Raw genomic sequence first — 15,936 nt, forward strand, 5'->3', positions numbered from 1 at the left:
TTTACTGCGGGTTGGCACGGGTGCTGGACAGCAGCTGCTTCAGGTTGGCTGCCTTCGGCTTGACCAGCCAGAAGCGCCGCACGTAGTCGTCCAGGTTCTCCGAGAGCTCACGCCCCCACTCGCTGCCGGTCTCATCCACATACTCGGCAAGGACACGCGCCAGGTGGCTACGGTAGGCCTCCATCGCTTCACCACTGATACGCTGGATTTCCACCAGCTCGTGGTTGAGCTTGTCGACGAAGCTATTGTCCATGTCGAGCACGTAGGCAAAGCCGCCAGTCATGCCAGAACCGAAGTTGTAACCGGTCTTGCCCAGAACGCAGACAAAGCCGCCGGTCATGTATTCACAGCAGTGATCGCCAGTGCCCTCGACAACAGCATGGGCGCCGGAGTTACGTACAGCGAAGCGCTCGCCCGCAGTACCTGCGGCAAACAGCTTGCCGCCAGTGGCACCGTACAGGCAGGTGTTGCCGACGATGGCGCTGTGCTGGGTTTCGAACGGGCTGCCGGCTGGCGGCACGATGGTGACCTTGCCACCGGTCATGCCTTTGCCGACGTAATCGTTGGCGTCGCCTTCCAGGTGCAGGTTCAGGCCACCAGCGTTCCACACGCCAAAGCTCTGGCCCGCAGTGCCCTTGAAGCGGAAGGTGATCGGCGCCGCGGCCATGCCCTGGTTGCCGTGCAGACGGGCGATTTCGCCCGACACACGCGCACCAATGGAGCGGTCGCAGTTGCAGATGTCGAGGCTGAACTCGCCACCCGCCTGGTCGCGGATGGCCGGCATGGCCATATCAACCATCTTCTCGGCCAACTCGCCCAGGTCGAACGGCGGGTTCTTGTCGACTTCGCAGAACTGCGGTTTGTCCGCAGGAATGTGCGAGCTGCCCAGCAGCGGCGACAGGTCCAGGTATTGCTGGCGTTCGGTGTCACCTGGCAGCACTTCGAGCAGGTCGGTACGGCCGATCAGCTCGCCAAGGCTGCGCACGCCCAGCTTGGCCAACCACTCGCGGGTTTCTTCGGCGACAAAGGTGAAGAAGTTGATCACCATGTCGACGGTGCCGATGTAGTGGTCCTTGCGCAGCTTGTCGTTCTGGGTGGCCACGCCGGTGGCGCAGTTGTTCAGGTGGCAGATGCGCAGGTACTTGCAGCCCAGGGCAATCATTGGCGCGGTACCAAAGCCGAAGCTTTCGGCGCCGAGGATGGCCGCCTTGATCACGTCCAGGCCGGTTTTCAGGCCGCCGTCGGTCTGCACCCGCACCTTGCCACGCAGGTCGTTGCCACGCAGGGTCTGGTGGGTTTCCGCAAGGCCCAGTTCCCAAGGGGCGCCGGCGTATTTGATCGAGGTCAGCGGCGAAGCACCGGTACCACCGTCGTAACCGGAGATGGTGATCAGGTCGGCATAGGCCTTGGCCACACCTGCGGCGATGGTGCCCACGCCCGCTTCGGCTACCAGCTTGACCGATACCAGCGCCTGCGGGTTGACCTGCTTGAGGTCGTAGATCAGCTGCGCCAGATCTTCGATCGAGTAGATGTCATGGTGTGGCGGTGGCGAGATCAGGGTCACGCCCGGTACCGCATAACGCAGCTTGGCGATCAGGCCGTTGACCTTTCCGCCCGGCAACTGGCCGCCCTCACCCGGCTTGGCGCCCTGGGCAACCTTGATCTGCAGCACTTCGGCGTTGACCAGGTACTCCGGGGTCACACCAAAACGGCCGGTGGCCACCTGCTTGATCTTCGAGCTCTTGATGGTGCCATAGCGCGACGGGTCTTCGCCGCCTTCACCAGAGTTGGAGCGTGCGCCCAGGCGGTTCATGGCCTCGGCCAGCGCTTCGTGGGCTTCCGGCGACAGTGCACCCAGCGAGATACCCGCCGAGTCGAAACGCTTGAGAATCGCCTCCAGCGGCTCGATCTGCTCCAGCGCCAGCGGCTGGTCGGCCACTTTCACCTTGAGCAAGTCACGAATCATCGACACCGGGCGCTGGTCCACCAGCGTGGTGTATTCCTTGAACTTGGCGTAGTCGCCCTGCTGCACGGCGGCTTGCAGGGTGTTGACCACGTCCGGGTTGTAGGCGTGGTATTCGCCACCGTGGACGAACTTCAGCAAGCCACCTTGCTGGATCGGCTTGCGCGCGCTCCAGGCTTCGGCCGCCAGCAGCTTCTGGTCGTTTTCCAGGTCTTCGAAGCGCGCACCCTTGATGCGGCTGGACACGCCCTTGAAGCTCAGGCCTACCACTTCCTCGGCCAGGCCAATGGCTTCGAACAGCTGTGCACCGCGGTATGAGGCGATGGTGGAGATACCCATCTTGGACAGTATCTTCAGCAGGCCCTTGGAGATACCTTTGCGGTAGTACTTGAACACTTCGTCCAGGTCGCCCAGCACTTCGCCGGTACGGATCAGGTCAGCCAGTACTTCATACGCCAGGTACGGGTAAACGGCCGAGGCACCGAAGCCCAGCAGCACGGCGAAGTGATGCGGATCACGGGCGGTAGCGGTTTCCACCAGGATGTTGCTGTCGCAACGCAGGCCCTGTTCGGTCAGGCGGTGGTGCACTGCACCAACGGCCAGCGAAGCGTGCACCGGCAGCTTGCCCGGGGCGATATAACGGTCGCTCAGCACCAGCTGGGTCTTGCCGCCACGCACAGCTTCTTCGGCCTGGTCGGCAATGTTGCGGATGGCCGCTTCCAGGCCGACGCCCTGCTCATAGTTGAGGTCGATCAGCTGGCGGTCGAAGCCTTCGCGCTCCAGGTTCATCAGCGAACGCCACTTGGCGGGCGAGATGACCGGCGAGCTGAGGATGACCCGCGAAGCGTGCTCCGGGGACTCCTGGAAGATGTTGCGCTCTGCACCCAGGCAGATTTCCAGCGACATCACGATCGCTTCGCGCAGCGGGTCGATCGGCGGGTTGGTTACCTGAGCGAACTGCTGGCGGAAGAAGTCGTACGGCGAGCGCACGCGCTGCGACAGCACGGCCATCGGCGTGTCGTCACCCATCGAGCCAACGGCTTCCTGGCCCTGCTCACCCAATGGGCGCAGTACCTGGTCACGCTCTTCGAAGGTGACCTGGAACATCTTCATGTATTGCTTGAGCTGGTCAGCGTCGTAGCTGGCCACACCCTGGTCGTCGGTCAGCGTCGCCTGGATGCGGGTGGCGTGCTGACGCAGCCAGCGCTTGTACGGGTGGCGCGACTTCAGGCGGTTGTCGATGGCGTCGGTGTCGAGGATCTGGCCGGTTTCGGTGTCCACGGCAAGGATCTGGCCCGGGCCGACACGGCCCTTGGCCAGCACTTCCTCAGGCTGATAGCCCCATACGCCGATTTCCGAGGCGATGGTGATGTAACCATTGGTGGTGGTCACCCAGCGCGCCGGGCGCAGACCGTTACGGTCGAGCAGGCACACCGCGTGGCGGCCTTCGGTCATGACGATACCGGCCGGGCCATCCCACGGCTCCATGTGCATGGAGTTGTATTCGTAGAAGGCGCGCAGGTCGGCGTCCATGGTCTCGACGTTCTGCCACGCTGGCGGTACCAGCATGCGCACGCCGCGGAACAGGTCGATGCCACCGGTGACCATCAGTTCCAGCATGTTGTCCATGCTGGACGAGTCGGAACCGACGCGGTTGACCAGCGGGCCGAGCTCTTCGAGGTCCGGGATCTGGTCATTGGCGAACTTGGTGCGACGAGCAACGGCCCAGTTGCGGTTGCCGGTGATGGTGTTGATCTCGCCGTTATGGGCGAGGAAGCGGAACGGCTGCGCCAGCGGCCATTTCGGCAGGGTGTTGGTGGAGAAGCGCTGGTGGAACACGCAGATCGCGGTTTGCAGGCGCTCGTCACCCAGGTCTGGATAAAACGCCGCGAGATCGCGCGGCATCATCAGGCCTTTGTAGATGATGGTCTTGTGCGAGAAGCTGCAGATGTAGTGGTCGGCGTCGTGGGCGTTGGCCACCGACGAACGACGACGGGCACTGAACAGCTTGATGGCGAATTCCTGGTCGCTCAGGCCTTCACCGCCAATGAACACCTGCTCGATCTGCGGCAGGCGCTCCAGGGCCAGGCGGCCGAGGACGCTGGTGTCGATCGGCACCTTGCGCCAGCCGACCAGTTTCAGGCCAGCGGCGAGGATCTCGCGGTCCATGTTGGCGCGGGCAGCTTCGGCTTTGACCGGGTCCTGGTTGAAGAACACCATGCCGACGGCGTACTGCTTGGGCAGCTCGACAGCGAAGTGCTCCTGGGCCATGGCACGCAGGAATTGATCGGGCTTCTGCATGAGCAGACCGCAACCGTCACCGGTCTTGCCGTCGGCATTGATGCCGCCGCGGTGGGTCATGCACGTCAGCGCCTGCATGGCAGTTTGCAGAAGGTGGTGGCTCGGCTCACCCGTCATATGGGCGATCAGGCCAAAACCACAGTTGTCCTTGAATTCTTCGGGATGGTACAGACCTGTTTTCATAGACACATTCTCACCAGGTTCACCTCTCAACGGAGGTAAATCTCTTTTTTAACAACCACTTACCATCCACGCCGATCAAACGCCAGCTTTTTTGCGGTGGTCATGGAAAACCATTGTTGCACAGCGACAGCGACGCCCACAAATTTTCATGTCTCGTCATTGAAAATTTATGTCGCAATTTTGAATGTTTTTGCGCCATGCGCCGTGATAGCGGCTTGACTCGAGTCTGAAGCGTTTCAGCCATGACTGCAACTAAGGGCTTGTGGCCGGCAGTCCGGGACAGAAAAGCCTGCCGCGCTCGGGCGCAGCAGGCTAGTCGAAAGCTAGAATTCGCTTAGCTACTGGGCGGCGGGGTGATGCCGCCCGGAAGGTATCAGCGGGCCGTGGCCAGCTCTTGTTGGACGCTGCCGACGGTACGTGGCCAAGGTTTACCAGCCTGGACCTTCGCTGGCAAGTTCTTGATTGCCGCAACTGCTGCGTCGCGGTTGGCGAAACTGCCGTAAGTCACGACGTACAGAGGCTTGCCCTGTAGGTTTTTCTTGAAGTAGCGATAGTCGCCACCCTGGGCCTTGACGTAAGCCTGGGCCGACGCCTCGGAGCTGGTACCAAGGATCTGCACCACATAATTGCCCGGCTTCTGTCCGGCATACCAGCCACTGTTGCCAGCGCCAGCGGCGGCTGGTTTTTCCGCAGCTTTGGCAGCCGGCTTGGCCACGGCGACCTGGGTCGGCGCCGGTGCTGGCTTGGCCGGCGCAACCGGCTTGGCGGGCTGGGTTGCAACAGGCTTGGGCGCAGGCGCAACCGACTGCACGGGCTGGGCAGGCGCAGGCGCCGGGCCAGCCGGCACACCTTGTGGCGGAGCGATGGTGGTCACGGTAGGTGGCGGGTTGCCAGGCTGCAGCGCGGTGTCGACAGCCGGGCCTCCCTCTTCACCCTCGCCCATGCCTGCGGCTTGGGCCAGCGGCTCGCGCATCACCGGCTGCGACTGGCCAACCAGTGGCAGCGGCATTGGCTGGGACGAGCCAGAGAACTCGATGGCAGCACCCTGCTTGCCGTCGCCCAGTGGCAACTGGGCCTGGGCAGCCGGCGCTTCGGCAGGGGCCTTGTCGCCTTTCTTGGGCATCAATACCGCGGCCGCAACGGCAACCACGACCACAGCGGACAGTGCGAGCACATGTTTTTTAGGCATCTTGAACCCCATGGTTGGTCGCTTGGCCGTCGAGCGGCTGGCGATCATGGCTTCGATCAAAGTGTCACGGGCGACCTGATTGATGTTGCCAGGCCAGCCGTCGGAGTTTTCATGGATATCGGCGATCTGTTCACGGCTGAACACCTCGATGCCCCGACCAGCCCCTTCCAGGCGCTGTTCCAGGTACTCGCGGGTTTCTTCTTCACTGTAGGGCGCAAGCTCGATGATGTGAAAACGTTCTTCCTCGACATTGAGCTCATCCAGCCCGGCAATCAGCGATGGCTCACCGAACAGAAACACGTGCGGACGCCCTTCAGGAACCCCCGCCGCCAACTCCAGCAACGCTTGGAGTGCCGACTCGTCGAGTTGTTCCGCATCGTCCACCAGCAAATACACTTCCTGCCCGGTCAGTGCCAGCTGCACCACCTTCGACAGGATCGCCTGCACCTCGGGCTGGGCGACACCCAGCTCCTGCGCAACCTGCGCGAGCATACTGGAGGCATCGCTGGCGCTGCGGGCCGACACCACCACACTTTGCACAGCCTGCTTGTTGGTGCTGGCCACCAGGGCCTGGCGCAGCAGCGACTTGCCGCTGCCCAATGGGCCACTGACCACCAGCATCAACTGGCTATAGCGCGCCAGGTGGTGCAGTTGGCCAAGCACGGGCTTGCGCTGGGCCGGGAAGAACTTGAAGCCAGGTACACGGGGCGCGAACGGATCATGGCTCAACTGGTAATGGTCGAGAAAGGCCTCATCGGCATGCAAACTTGTCATTGCGCTGTCACAACCTCAAAGCTGGGCCACGATCGCGCGGTAGTCCGCCGACAGCGTGGCCTGGAGAATCTCTTTCGAATAGTCGTCGGTCACCACGGCCTCGCCCATCTGGCGCAGCAGCACCAGACGCAAACGACCGTCGAGCACCTTCTTGTCGACCGCCATGTGCTCCATGAAATGCGCCGGGGTCATTTCCTGTGGTGGCACCACCGGCAAACCTGCGTCCTGCAACAGGCGGATTCCACGATCGCGCTCAGCCTGGTCGATCCAGCCAAGGCGCATGGACATTTCCAGGGCCATCACTGTGCCCGCCGCGACGGCTTCGCCGTGCAGCCACACGCCATAGCCCATATGGGTTTCGATAGCATGCCCGAAGGTATGCCCCAGGTTCAGCGTGGCCCGTAGGCCGGACTCGCGCTCGTCGGCACCCACCACTGCGGCCTTGGCCGCGCAGGAGCGGCGGATGGCCTCGGTCAGGGCTGTCGAATCGAGGGCACGCAGTGCCTGCATATTGTCTTCGAGCCAGGCGAGGAACGGCTTGTCGCAAATCAGGCCGTACTTGATCACTTCGGCCAGACCTGCAGACAGCTCGCGCGCTGGCAGGGTCTTGAGGCTGGTGGTATCGATCAGCACCGCCTTGGGCTGATAGAACGCACCGACCATGTTCTTGCCCAGCGGATGATTGATGCCGGTCTTGCCACCTACGGAAGAGTCGACCTGGGACAACAGGGTAGTCGGCACCTGGATGAAATCGACACCGCGCTGGTAGCAGGCGGCTGCGAAACCTGCCATGTCACCAATCACGCCACCACCCAGAGCGACCACAGTAGTACGACGATCATGCCGAGCTGTCAGTAGGCCATCGAAGATCAGCTGCAATGTTTCCCAGTTCTTGTGGGCTTCACCATCGGGCAACACAACGGGCAGTACCGAGTAGGCACCAAGGGCCTTGCTCAGGCGTTCGAGATACAGCGGCGCGACGGTCTCGTTGGAAACGATGGCAACCTGCCGACCCGCAATGTGCGGCGCCAGCAGCTCAGGCTGGTCCAGCAGGCCTTCGCCAATGTAGATCGGGTAGCTACGCTCGCCCAGGTCGACCTTTAGTGTCTGCATGTATCCCCACAATGTACTTGGGCGCGGCGCCATCCGGCGACCTGCGCGGTAACGTTGAGCCTCGCCTCGGCGCTGGAGGCCGAGAATAGTCCCGGGTTAACGGGGCGGCAACTGCTGCAAGCGCTCGAGAATATCGATCACCACCATGCGTGGTGGCCGCTCGTCGGTTTCAACCACCAGGTCGGCGATCTCGCGGTAGAGCGGGTCGCGGGTTTCCAGCAAGGTGCGCAAGGTCGCCTCAGGATTGGCCGTGCGCAGCAGCGGGCGATTGCGGTCGCGCGCGGTGCGGCCGACTTGCTGCTCGACCGAAGCATGCAGGTAGATCACCCGGCCACCCTGATGCAGCGCCTGCCGGTTGGCTTCGCGCATCACCGCGCCACCGCCGGTGGCCAGCACCACACCGTCGAGCGCGCACAACTCGGCAATCATCGCTTGCTCGCGATCACGGAAACCCGGCTCGCCTTCCTTGTCGAATATCCACGGGATGTTCGCGCCGCATCGCAGTTCGATTTCCTTGTCGGAATCCTTGAACAGCAGGCGCAGCTCTTTGGCCAACAGGCGTCCGATGGTGCTTTTACCAGCGCCCATGGGCCCCACAAGTATCAAATTTCGCACAGAATCAACGACTCACAGCAATCGCCTGGTCACTCATGATACGCGGAGTCAGGAAGACCAGCAGCTCGGATTTTTTCTCTTGTAATGCATCGCGTCGAAACAGCCGCCCAACATACGGCAGATCGCCGAAAAATGGCACCTTGTCGACCACATTGTTTTGCGAAGTCGAGTAGACGCCCCCGATCACGATCGTTTCGCCGTCAGCCACACGAACCTTGGCATTGACCTCGTTCTTGCGGATCGGCGGTACGTTGTTCAAGGCATTGACGTAATCCGGCTCGTCCTTGGTCACCCTGACGGTCATGATCACCTTGTTGTCCGGGGTGATCTGTGGCGTTACTTCCAGCGACAGCGAGGCTTCGCGAAACGATACCGAGGTAGCGCCGCTTTGGCTCGTTTCCTGGTAAGGCACCTCGGTACCCTTGAGGATCCTCGCCGTTTCCTTGTCAGCCGTGACCACCTTGGGCTGCGAAATGATTTCGCCGTTGCCGCTTTTTTCCATGGCACTGAGCTCCAGGTCCAGCAGCACGTCACCGCGCAACAAACCCAGGCCGATACTGCTGCCGGCACGCTCCAGACCGAGGTCGACGAACAGCTCCTTGCCGGGCCGCAGTTTTTCGCCGTACAGCGGCCCACCCCAGCGTACCCCCAGGCTTTTCTCATAATCGACGTTGGCCTCGACGATACGCGCCTCGATCGCTACCTGGCGCACCGGCACATCCAACTGCGCCACCAGCTGGCGCATCTCGGCCAGGCGGTCAGCGGGCAGATGCACCACCAACGTATTGGTGCGCTCATCGACACTCAAGCTAGCCGGAGGGATGCCGTCACCCTCCAGGCCTGCCAGCAGCAACTGCGCCAGATCGGCGGCCTTGGCGTGGTGAATGGGCAGCAGCTCCCGACGCAATGGCTGCAGGTGCGCATCCAGCGCCTGACTCACCCGGGCGTCTGCTGATTGCGCGGCAAACTCGGCTGCAGGTGCCACCAACAGCACATTGCCCTCCTGGCGCCGGGACAGGCCCTTGCTGCGCAGCACCAGGTCAAGCGCCTGATCCCACGGCACGTCCTGCAAACGCAAAGTGACACTGCCTTGTACCGCATCACTGGCGACCAGGTTGACGCCAGCGTAGTCAGCCAGCACTTGCAGCACCGCACGCACCTCAACATCCTGGAAGTTCAGCGACAGGGGTTCACCCTGGTAAGGCGTCGCCGAAGCCAGCGGGATCGACAGCAGGGTCGCCAACAGGTATTTCATCCACGTTTTCATTCGGGTCCGAGGCCTCCTTGCCCAGGCGCTTGGTGAGGGTGATGAACGCCGTGCGCTCGTGCCATACCCCCGCCATGAACAGCCGCTCACGCACTTCGACCTGACGTTGGTCTATATGCATCACTACCCCCTGATCACGCCCTACCCGGTCGCCCGGGCGTACGCGATAGAGCTTGCCAGCCGCCATCAGCAGTGCCTCGCGTGCCGCCCCGCGCGCCAGGCTGCCGACCATTTCCAGCTGCGCCAACGGCACGCCGACCAGCCCGGCGCTGGCCACTCGCGCCGCAGCGGGCGCAAACGGGTCCACTTCAGGCGCAGCCATCGCGGCCCTTGCCGGCAGGTGCGCCAGCATTGCAGGTGCCTTCACGGGCGTAGCCGCGTGATAGGCATCAACCCGCAACTGCAGGCGCAACAGTCCAGGCTGGCGATCAACGGTTGCCAGGCTCATGTCACCGCTGCGCAGAATCCGTGCCTGCCCTAACCAGTCGTCCAGCCACAGCCGCAAGGCCGGATAACGCCCCACCACTTGCACCACCAGCGGTACCTTGCTGAATCCGGCCTGTTGCTCACCCGCCTCTACATCGAGGCGTTCGACAAGCAAGCCATGTGCATGCCCCGACACTGCCAGCCGTTCAAGCAGGTCGCTCATGCTCTCCCCGGCGGCCAGATACCAGTGCGCCTCTTGCAACTGCTGCTCGGCAATCACCACTAAAGCCTTCAGCCGCTCCAGTTCGGCCAACTGCGCTGCATTGGCTGCCTGCAGCTGGTTCAACTCGACATGCCTGGCATCCTCACGCGCCTGCTGCTGTAACAGGGCAGGCAGGCGCATCGCGCAGCCCAGGCTGAACACCACCACAGCCACCAGCGCTGGCGCCAACCGTCGGAAGCGGCCTGAGCCCTCGACCACCGCCAGCCAAGCGAGCATCTGCGCTGGACTCACGACCAGAACGCCGCAACGCGAGCGGTGAGCAGAAACTCATCGCCGTCCGGCAGGCTCTTGATGCGCTTGAGCTCCAGATCGAGCAAAACGTTCGAGCGGTTCAAGTCGCGCATGAACTGCGCCACCACAGCACCGGACGCAGCCAACCCTGTCACCTGCAGGCGACCACTATCAAGGCTCAGGCCGACTAGCTGCACACCTTCAGGCAACGCCCCTTCAACGTCGGCGAAGACACCGGCCAATACACCCTGATGGGCGCGCAGGCCCTCCAGGGCCACCACACGGGCAAGTAGCGCTTCATGCTGTGCACGCACTTCGGCCAGCGGCTGCAACTGCTCATCCTGTATATCAAGGGTCGCTTGGCGCTGGGTATTGGCCAGCACCTGCTGCTGCCCGCGTTGGCGGGCCAGCTGATCGACCAGCATCACGGCGCACAAAGCCAGGAGTGCGCCAGCAATCAACTGTCCTCGAAAGCGCCGCAGCGCCGCCTGACGCTGCCGTTCGCGCCAGGGCAGAAGGTTCAGCCGCATCATGGGCGCAGCCCTCCCAAGGCCAAGGCGCAGGCCAGCAGCATCGCCCCATCAACATGTTCCAGCCCTGCCAGCCCAGGCAGGTAGGTGCACGGCACATTCAGCCGGCTGCCCAAGGCTTGTAGCCAGCCCGGATTGATCGATGAGCTGCTGGCAACCCACAACCCCGCAGGCCGGCTCTGCCCGACCAGTAAAGCCTGGAGACGCTCTGGCCATTGTCCGTTCATGTCCGGGCCAGTCGTTTGCAGCTCACAGCGCTGGTACGCCCTGCCCGGCTGCCAGTCATGAAGGGTTACGCTGCGGTTTTCGACACGCAGCAGCGCTGCTCCCTCAAGGCCACCCTGTGGCAACATGCGGCACAAGGCAATGTTGTCGACCTCGACGGCTTCCAACTGCAAGCCCGCCTCCTCGACGACGGCTTCGAGTGACGCCAGCGCACTCTGCCGACAGGCTGCAACCATTACCTCGGAGCAACCTGGCTGGTCATGGGAAGCCCCCATGACCTGAAAATCCAAGGCCAGGTCTTCCAGCGGAAACGGAAACAGCCGCTCTGCATCGGCAAGCAGCTGTGCCTCTAACTGCGCCCCGCTCTGCTCCACCGGCAGATGGCACAACTTGCAGATAACCTGACTGGCCGGCAATGCCAGCGCTACCCGGCGTTGCCTGAGGCCGCTGCGCCGGTAAGCTCGCTGCAGCGCAGCCACCACCACCCCAGGCGCCTGAGCCCAGTCATCGGCCAGCGGCGCCTGAAACAGCTCTTGTGCCGACCCCATCACACGGCAGCGTCGATTGCGCTGCTGCAGTTGCATGATCCGAACGGCGTCGGGCGTAATTTCCACCCCCACGAGTGAACCGGCATCCTTGCCGAAGCGTCCAAACATCGCGACTCCTTTGCTGTCTGTTACAGCTGCCAAGCGCAGTCACCTGTCGCAACCCCGCGGCAACACTGGGCCAGGGCTACCCATCGAGTCGACGAGTAGCCTGGCCGGTCACCCGGAAAGGCGAAAAATGCTTATAATGCCCAGCGTTTTTTGGTCCACCGGACCTGCGTGCAATCCACTCCCAACCTGGACACCGAAAAGCCTTGATACGTCTGCTGAAGTTCTTCTGGTGGTCTTCCGTCGCAGTCATCTGCGCGCTCGTACTCGGTGTGAGCGGTGCGTTTCTGTATCTTAGTCCCAGCCTGCCCTCGGTCGAGTCCCTCAGAAGCATCCAGTTGCAGATCCCCCTCAGGGTGTACAGCAGCGATGGCAAGCTGATTGCCGAATTCGGCGAAATGCGCCGCTCGCCGATCCGCTTCGCGGAAATTCCCCCACAATTCATTCAGGCGCTGCTGTCAGCCGAGGACGACAATTTCCTCAACCACTACGGCGTCGACCCCAGCAGCCTGATGCGCGCAGCAACCCAGCTGGTGAAAACCGGTCATATCCAGACCGGCGGCAGCACCATCACCATGCAGGTAGCGAAGAACTTCTTCCTCACCAGCGAGCGCAGCTTCTCACGCAAGACCAACGAAATCCTGCTGGCCCTGCAGATCGAGCGTGAGCTGACCAAGGACGAAATCCTCGAGCTGTACGTGAACAAGATCTACCTGGGCAACCGCGCCTACGGTATCGATGCAGCTGCGCAGGTGTACTATGGCAAGTCCATCCGTGACGTGAGCCTGGCGCAGATGGCGATGATCGCCGGCCTGCCCAAGGCACCGTCGCGCTTCAACCCGCTGGCCAACCCGGTGCGCGCCAAAGAGCGCCGCGACTGGATCCTCGGGCGCATGTACAAGCTGGGCAAGATCGACCAGGCCAGCTACGAGGCCGCCCTGGCCGAGCCGCTCAACGCCAGCTATCACGTGCCGACGCCTGAGGTGAATGCCCCCTACATCGCCGAAATGGCCCGCGCGGAAATGGTCGGCCGCTACGGCAGCGACGCCTACACCGAAGGCTTCCGCGTCACAACCACCGTGCCTAGCGACATGCAGGAAATGGCCAACAAGGCCGTCCTCAAGGGTCTCTCCGATTACGATGAGCGCCACGGCTACCGTGGCCCTGAAGCACGCTTCCCGGGCCGCACCCAGGCAGCGTGGCTGCAGGAGCTGGGCAAGCAACGCACCCTTGGCGGCCTGGAGCCAGCCATTGTCACCCAGGTGGAACACACCGGCCTTAAGGTGCTGACCCGTGACGGCCAAGAGGCGCAGGTTGCCTGGGACACCATGAAATGGGCGCGCCCGTTCATCAACAACAACGCCCAGGGCCGTTCGCCGCAATCGCCGGCCGACGTGGCCCAGGTCGGTGACCTGGTGCGCCTGCAACGCCTTGACGATGGCACATTGAAGTTCAGCCAGGTGCCCGTTGCGCAGAGCGCCCTGGTCACCCTCGACCCGAACAGCGGCGCCATCCGCGCCCTGGTCGGCGGTTTCTCGTTCGAGCAGAGCAACTACAACCGCGCCGTGCAGGCCAAGCGCCAACCGGGCTCAAGTTTCAAACCATTCATCTACAGCGCCGCGCTGGACAGCGGCTACACCGCCTCCAGCCTGGTCAACGATGCGCCGATCGTGTTCGTTGACGAGTCGGTGGATAAAGTGTGGCGACCGAAGAACGATACCAACACCTTCCTCGGCCCTATCCGCATGCGTGAGGCGCTGTACAAGTCACGTAACCTGGTGTCGATCCGCCTGCTGCAAGCCATGGGCGTGGACCGCACCATCGACTACATCGCCAAGTTCGGCTTCAACAAGCAGGACCTGCCGCGCAACCTGTCGCTGGCCCTGGGCACCGCCACCCTGACCCCGATGGAAATCGCCACCGGCTGGAGCACCTTTGCCAACGGTGGGTACAAGATCACCCCGTACCTGATCGAGCGCATCGAGAGCCGCAGCGGCGAGACACTGTTCACCGCCAACCCGGCCCGCGTACCGCAAGGTGCCGAAGACCAGGCGGGCCTGGCCGCACCCGAGCAGCCAATCAGCACTGCGGCCATGCCAGGCGAGGCACCTTCTGCCTTCAGCCAGGTGGGCGCGGCATCGCAAGCGCCGGCAGTGGCCGAACAGATCATCGACGGGCGTACCACCTACATCCTCACCAGCATGCTGCAGGACGTGATCAAGCGCGGCACCGGCCGCCGGGCGCTGGCCTTGGGCCGCACCGACCTGGCGGGCAAGACGGGTACGACCAACGAATCCAAGGACGCCTGGTTCTCCGGTTACAACGCCGATTACGTGACTACCGTTTGGGTCGGCTTCGACCAACCGGAAACCCTCGGCCGCCGCGAATATGGTGGGACTGCGGCACTGCCGATCTGGATGAACTTCATGGGCGCGGCGCTCAAGGACAAGCCTGCGCATGCCCCGGCAGAACCGGAAGGCATTCTCAGCTTGCGCGTCGACCCGATCAGCGGGCGCGCTGCATCGCCGAGCACACCGAATGCCTACTTCGAGCTGTTCAAGGCCGAAGATTCTCCGCCGTCGGTGGACGAGCTGGGCAATGGCGCGGCACCGGGCAGCCCGCTGCCAGCCGATGAAGCGACGCCGATGGATCTGTTCTAAGGCAGGGCGCCTGACTCAGGTTTTGCGTGGGCGATCGATCTGATAGGCGCCACAAGTGCCCTGACCAACACCTTGCAGCCCTGACACATTCCCAAGCCCCAACAAAAAGCCCCGGCTCATGCGAGCCGGGGCTTTTTTATGTCGCTTGCTGCAATCAGCCGTTGAACACTTCATCCACGCTGGTCAGCGGGTAGTGCTTCGGATAAGGCAGGGTAGCCACGCCGGATTCGATGGCAGCCTTGGCCACAGCATCGGAAACGACGGTGATCAAGCGTGCATCCAGCGGCTTCGGAATGATGTACTCACGGCCGAACTCCAGGCCTTCAACGCCATAGGCTTCGCAAACTTCCTTCGGCACTGGCAGCTTGGCCAGGTCTTTCAGGGCGATAGCGGCAGCGATCTTCATCTCTTCGTTGATACGCTTGGCGCGAACGTCCAGAGCACCACGGAAGATGAACGGGAAGCCCAGTACGTTGTTGACCTGGTTCGGGTAGTCGGAACGACCGGTAGCCATGATCACGTCGTTGCGAGTGGCATGCGCCAGCTCTGGCGAGATTTCCGGGTCCGGGTTCGAGCAGGCGAACACGATCGGGTTGGCAGCCATCGACTTCAGGCCTTCCGGGCTCAGCAGGTTCGGGCCAGACAGACCTACGAACACGTCGGCACCGTCAAGGGCGTCGGCCAGGGTGCGCTTGTCGGTCGCGTGGGCGAACTGCGCCTTGTACTGGTTCAGGTCGTCACGGCCAGCGTGGATCACGCCACTACGGTCGATCATGAAGATGTTCTCGACCTTCGCACCCATGCTTACCAGCAGCTTCATGCAGGAAATGGCAGCAGCGCCGGCGCCCAGGCAGACGATCTTGGCTTCTTCCAGTTTCTTGCCGGCGATTTCCAGGGCGTTGATCATGCCAGCGGCAGTCACGATGGCAGTACCGTGCTGGTCATCGTGGAACACCGGGATGTCGCACTGTTCGATCAGGGTACGTTCGATTTCAAAGCACTCAGGTGCCTTGATGTCTTCAAGGTTGATGCCACCGAAGGTGATCGAAATGCGGCGAACGGTGTCGATGAACGCTTGCGGGCTTTCCGATTCGACTTCGATGTCGAACACATCGATACCGGCGAAACGCTTGAACAGAACACCCTTGCCTTCCATGACCGGCTTGGAAGCCAGTGGGCCGAGGTCACCCAGACCGAGGATGGCAGTGCCATCGGAAATCACCGCAACCAGGTTGCCTTTGCCGGTGTATTTGTAAGCCAGCTCTGGATCACGTCCAATTTCGCGCACCGGCTCTGCAACACCTGGGCTGTAGGCCAGGGCGAGGTCACGGGCGGTGGCAGTGGGCTTGGAGAGTTCAACGCTCAGTTTCCCCGGACGAGGTTGAGCGTGATATTCGAGAGCGGCGGTTTTCAGGTCTGACATGGTGGGCATTCCGCTATTTACTGTTCTGACGGACCGCCGAGGATACGCAAAGAGCCGGGGAGCCACAAGACTGGCCGGTCACTTGTGTCAAGGCCTTTAG

General features: G+C 62.6%; 10 protein-coding genes. 1 reads left to right on the forward strand and 9 read right to left on the reverse strand.

What is annotated here, in order from left to right:
• Position 1: 1 nt before the first annotated feature.
• The 8 genes from gltB to pilM form a co-directional block, all read right to left on the reverse strand.
• A complete protein-coding gene (gene gltB, locus AC3RCM_RS25820; protein ID WP_020191280.1) occupies positions 2 to 4,447 on the reverse strand; it encodes a glutamate synthase large subunit in 4,446 nt (1,481 codons plus the stop codon).
• A 373-nt stretch (positions 4,448 to 4,820) separates the two neighbouring features.
• Positions 4,821 to 6,410, reverse strand: a complete 1,590-nt coding sequence (locus tag AC3RCM_RS25825; RefSeq protein WP_020191281.1) for an SPOR domain-containing protein — start codon at positions 6,408 to 6,410, stop codon at positions 4,821 to 4,823.
• A 15-nt stretch (positions 6,411 to 6,425) separates the two neighbouring features.
• Positions 6,426 to 7,523 carry a 3-dehydroquinate synthase gene (gene aroB / locus AC3RCM_RS25830; protein WP_104886949.1) on the reverse strand — a complete coding sequence of 366 codons (1,098 nt, stop codon included), beginning with the start codon at positions 7,521 to 7,523 and terminating at the stop codon, positions 6,426 to 6,428.
• A 96-nt stretch (positions 7,524 to 7,619) separates the two neighbouring features.
• Complete coding sequence (aroK, locus tag AC3RCM_RS25835) at positions 7,620 to 8,138, reverse strand: shikimate kinase AroK (RefSeq protein ID WP_010955625.1); 519 nt, start codon at positions 8,136 to 8,138, stop codon at positions 7,620 to 7,622.
• Positions 8,139 to 8,142: 4 nt separating this feature from the next.
• A complete protein-coding gene (locus AC3RCM_RS25840; protein ID WP_010955626.1) occupies positions 8,143 to 9,405 on the reverse strand; it encodes a type IV pilus secretin PilQ in 1,263 nt (420 codons plus the stop codon).
• Positions 9,329 to 10,330 carry a pilus assembly protein PilP gene (locus AC3RCM_RS25845; RefSeq protein ID WP_492629256.1) on the reverse strand — a complete coding sequence of 334 codons (1,002 nt, stop codon included), beginning with the start codon at positions 10,328 to 10,330 and terminating at the stop codon, positions 9,329 to 9,331. The genes AC3RCM_RS25840 and AC3RCM_RS25845 overlap by 77 nt, the downstream gene beginning before the upstream one ends.
• A gap of 11 nt (positions 10,331 to 10,341) precedes the next feature.
• Positions 10,342 to 10,878, reverse strand: a complete 537-nt coding sequence (locus AC3RCM_RS25850; protein ID WP_409320382.1) for a PilN domain-containing protein — start codon at positions 10,876 to 10,878, stop codon at positions 10,342 to 10,344.
• Entirely contained in the window at positions 10,875 to 11,756 is an 882-nt protein-coding gene (gene pilM, locus AC3RCM_RS25855) for a type IV pilus biogenesis protein PilM (protein ID WP_010955629.1), read from the reverse strand. The genes AC3RCM_RS25850 and pilM overlap by 4 nt, the downstream gene beginning before the upstream one ends.
• A 206-nt stretch (positions 11,757 to 11,962) precedes the next feature.
• On the opposite strand from pilM, the gene AC3RCM_RS25860 reads away from it, so the two are divergent.
• Positions 11,963 to 14,413 carry a penicillin-binding protein 1A gene (locus tag AC3RCM_RS25860; RefSeq protein ID WP_371919370.1) on the forward strand — a complete coding sequence of 817 codons (2,451 nt, stop codon included), beginning with the start codon at positions 11,963 to 11,965 and terminating at the stop codon, positions 14,411 to 14,413.
• A 154-nt stretch (positions 14,414 to 14,567) separates the two neighbouring features.
• Here AC3RCM_RS25860 and AC3RCM_RS25865 read toward each other — a convergent pair whose 3' ends face one another.
• Entirely contained in the window at positions 14,568 to 15,836 is a 1,269-nt protein-coding gene (locus tag AC3RCM_RS25865) for a malic enzyme-like NAD(P)-binding protein (protein WP_004575488.1), read from the reverse strand.
• Positions 15,837 to 15,936: the final 100 nt, after the last annotated feature.

This window comes from Pseudomonas sp. GW823-FHT05G12 (genome assembly GCF_058795575.1).

Coding starts and splice junctions, on each gene's coding strand:
- AC3RCM_RS25845 (WP_492629256.1), bottom strand. CDS start 10,330: ATGCTCGCTTGGCTGGCGGTGGTCGAGGGCTCAGGCCGCTTCCGACGG.
- gltB (WP_020191280.1), bottom strand. CDS start 4,447: ATGAAAACAGGTCTGTACCATCCCGAAGAATTCAAGGACAACTGTGGT.
- pilM (WP_010955629.1), bottom strand. CDS start 11,756: ATGTTTGGACGCTTCGGCAAGGATGCCGGTTCACTCGTGGGGGTGGAA.
- AC3RCM_RS25865 (WP_004575488.1), bottom strand. CDS start 15,836: ATGTCAGACCTGAAAACCGCCGCTCTCGAATATCACGCTCAACCTCGT.
- AC3RCM_RS25825 (WP_020191281.1), bottom strand. CDS start 6,410: ATGACAAGTTTGCATGCCGATGAGGCCTTTCTCGACCATTACCAGTTG.
- aroB (WP_104886949.1), bottom strand. CDS start 7,523: ATGCAGACACTAAAGGTCGACCTGGGCGAGCGTAGCTACCCGATCTAC.
- AC3RCM_RS25840 (WP_010955626.1), bottom strand. CDS start 9,405: ATGAAAACGTGGATGAAATACCTGTTGGCGACCCTGCTGTCGATCCCG.
- AC3RCM_RS25850 (WP_409320382.1), bottom strand. CDS start 10,878: ATGATGCGGCTGAACCTTCTGCCCTGGCGCGAACGGCAGCGTCAGGCG.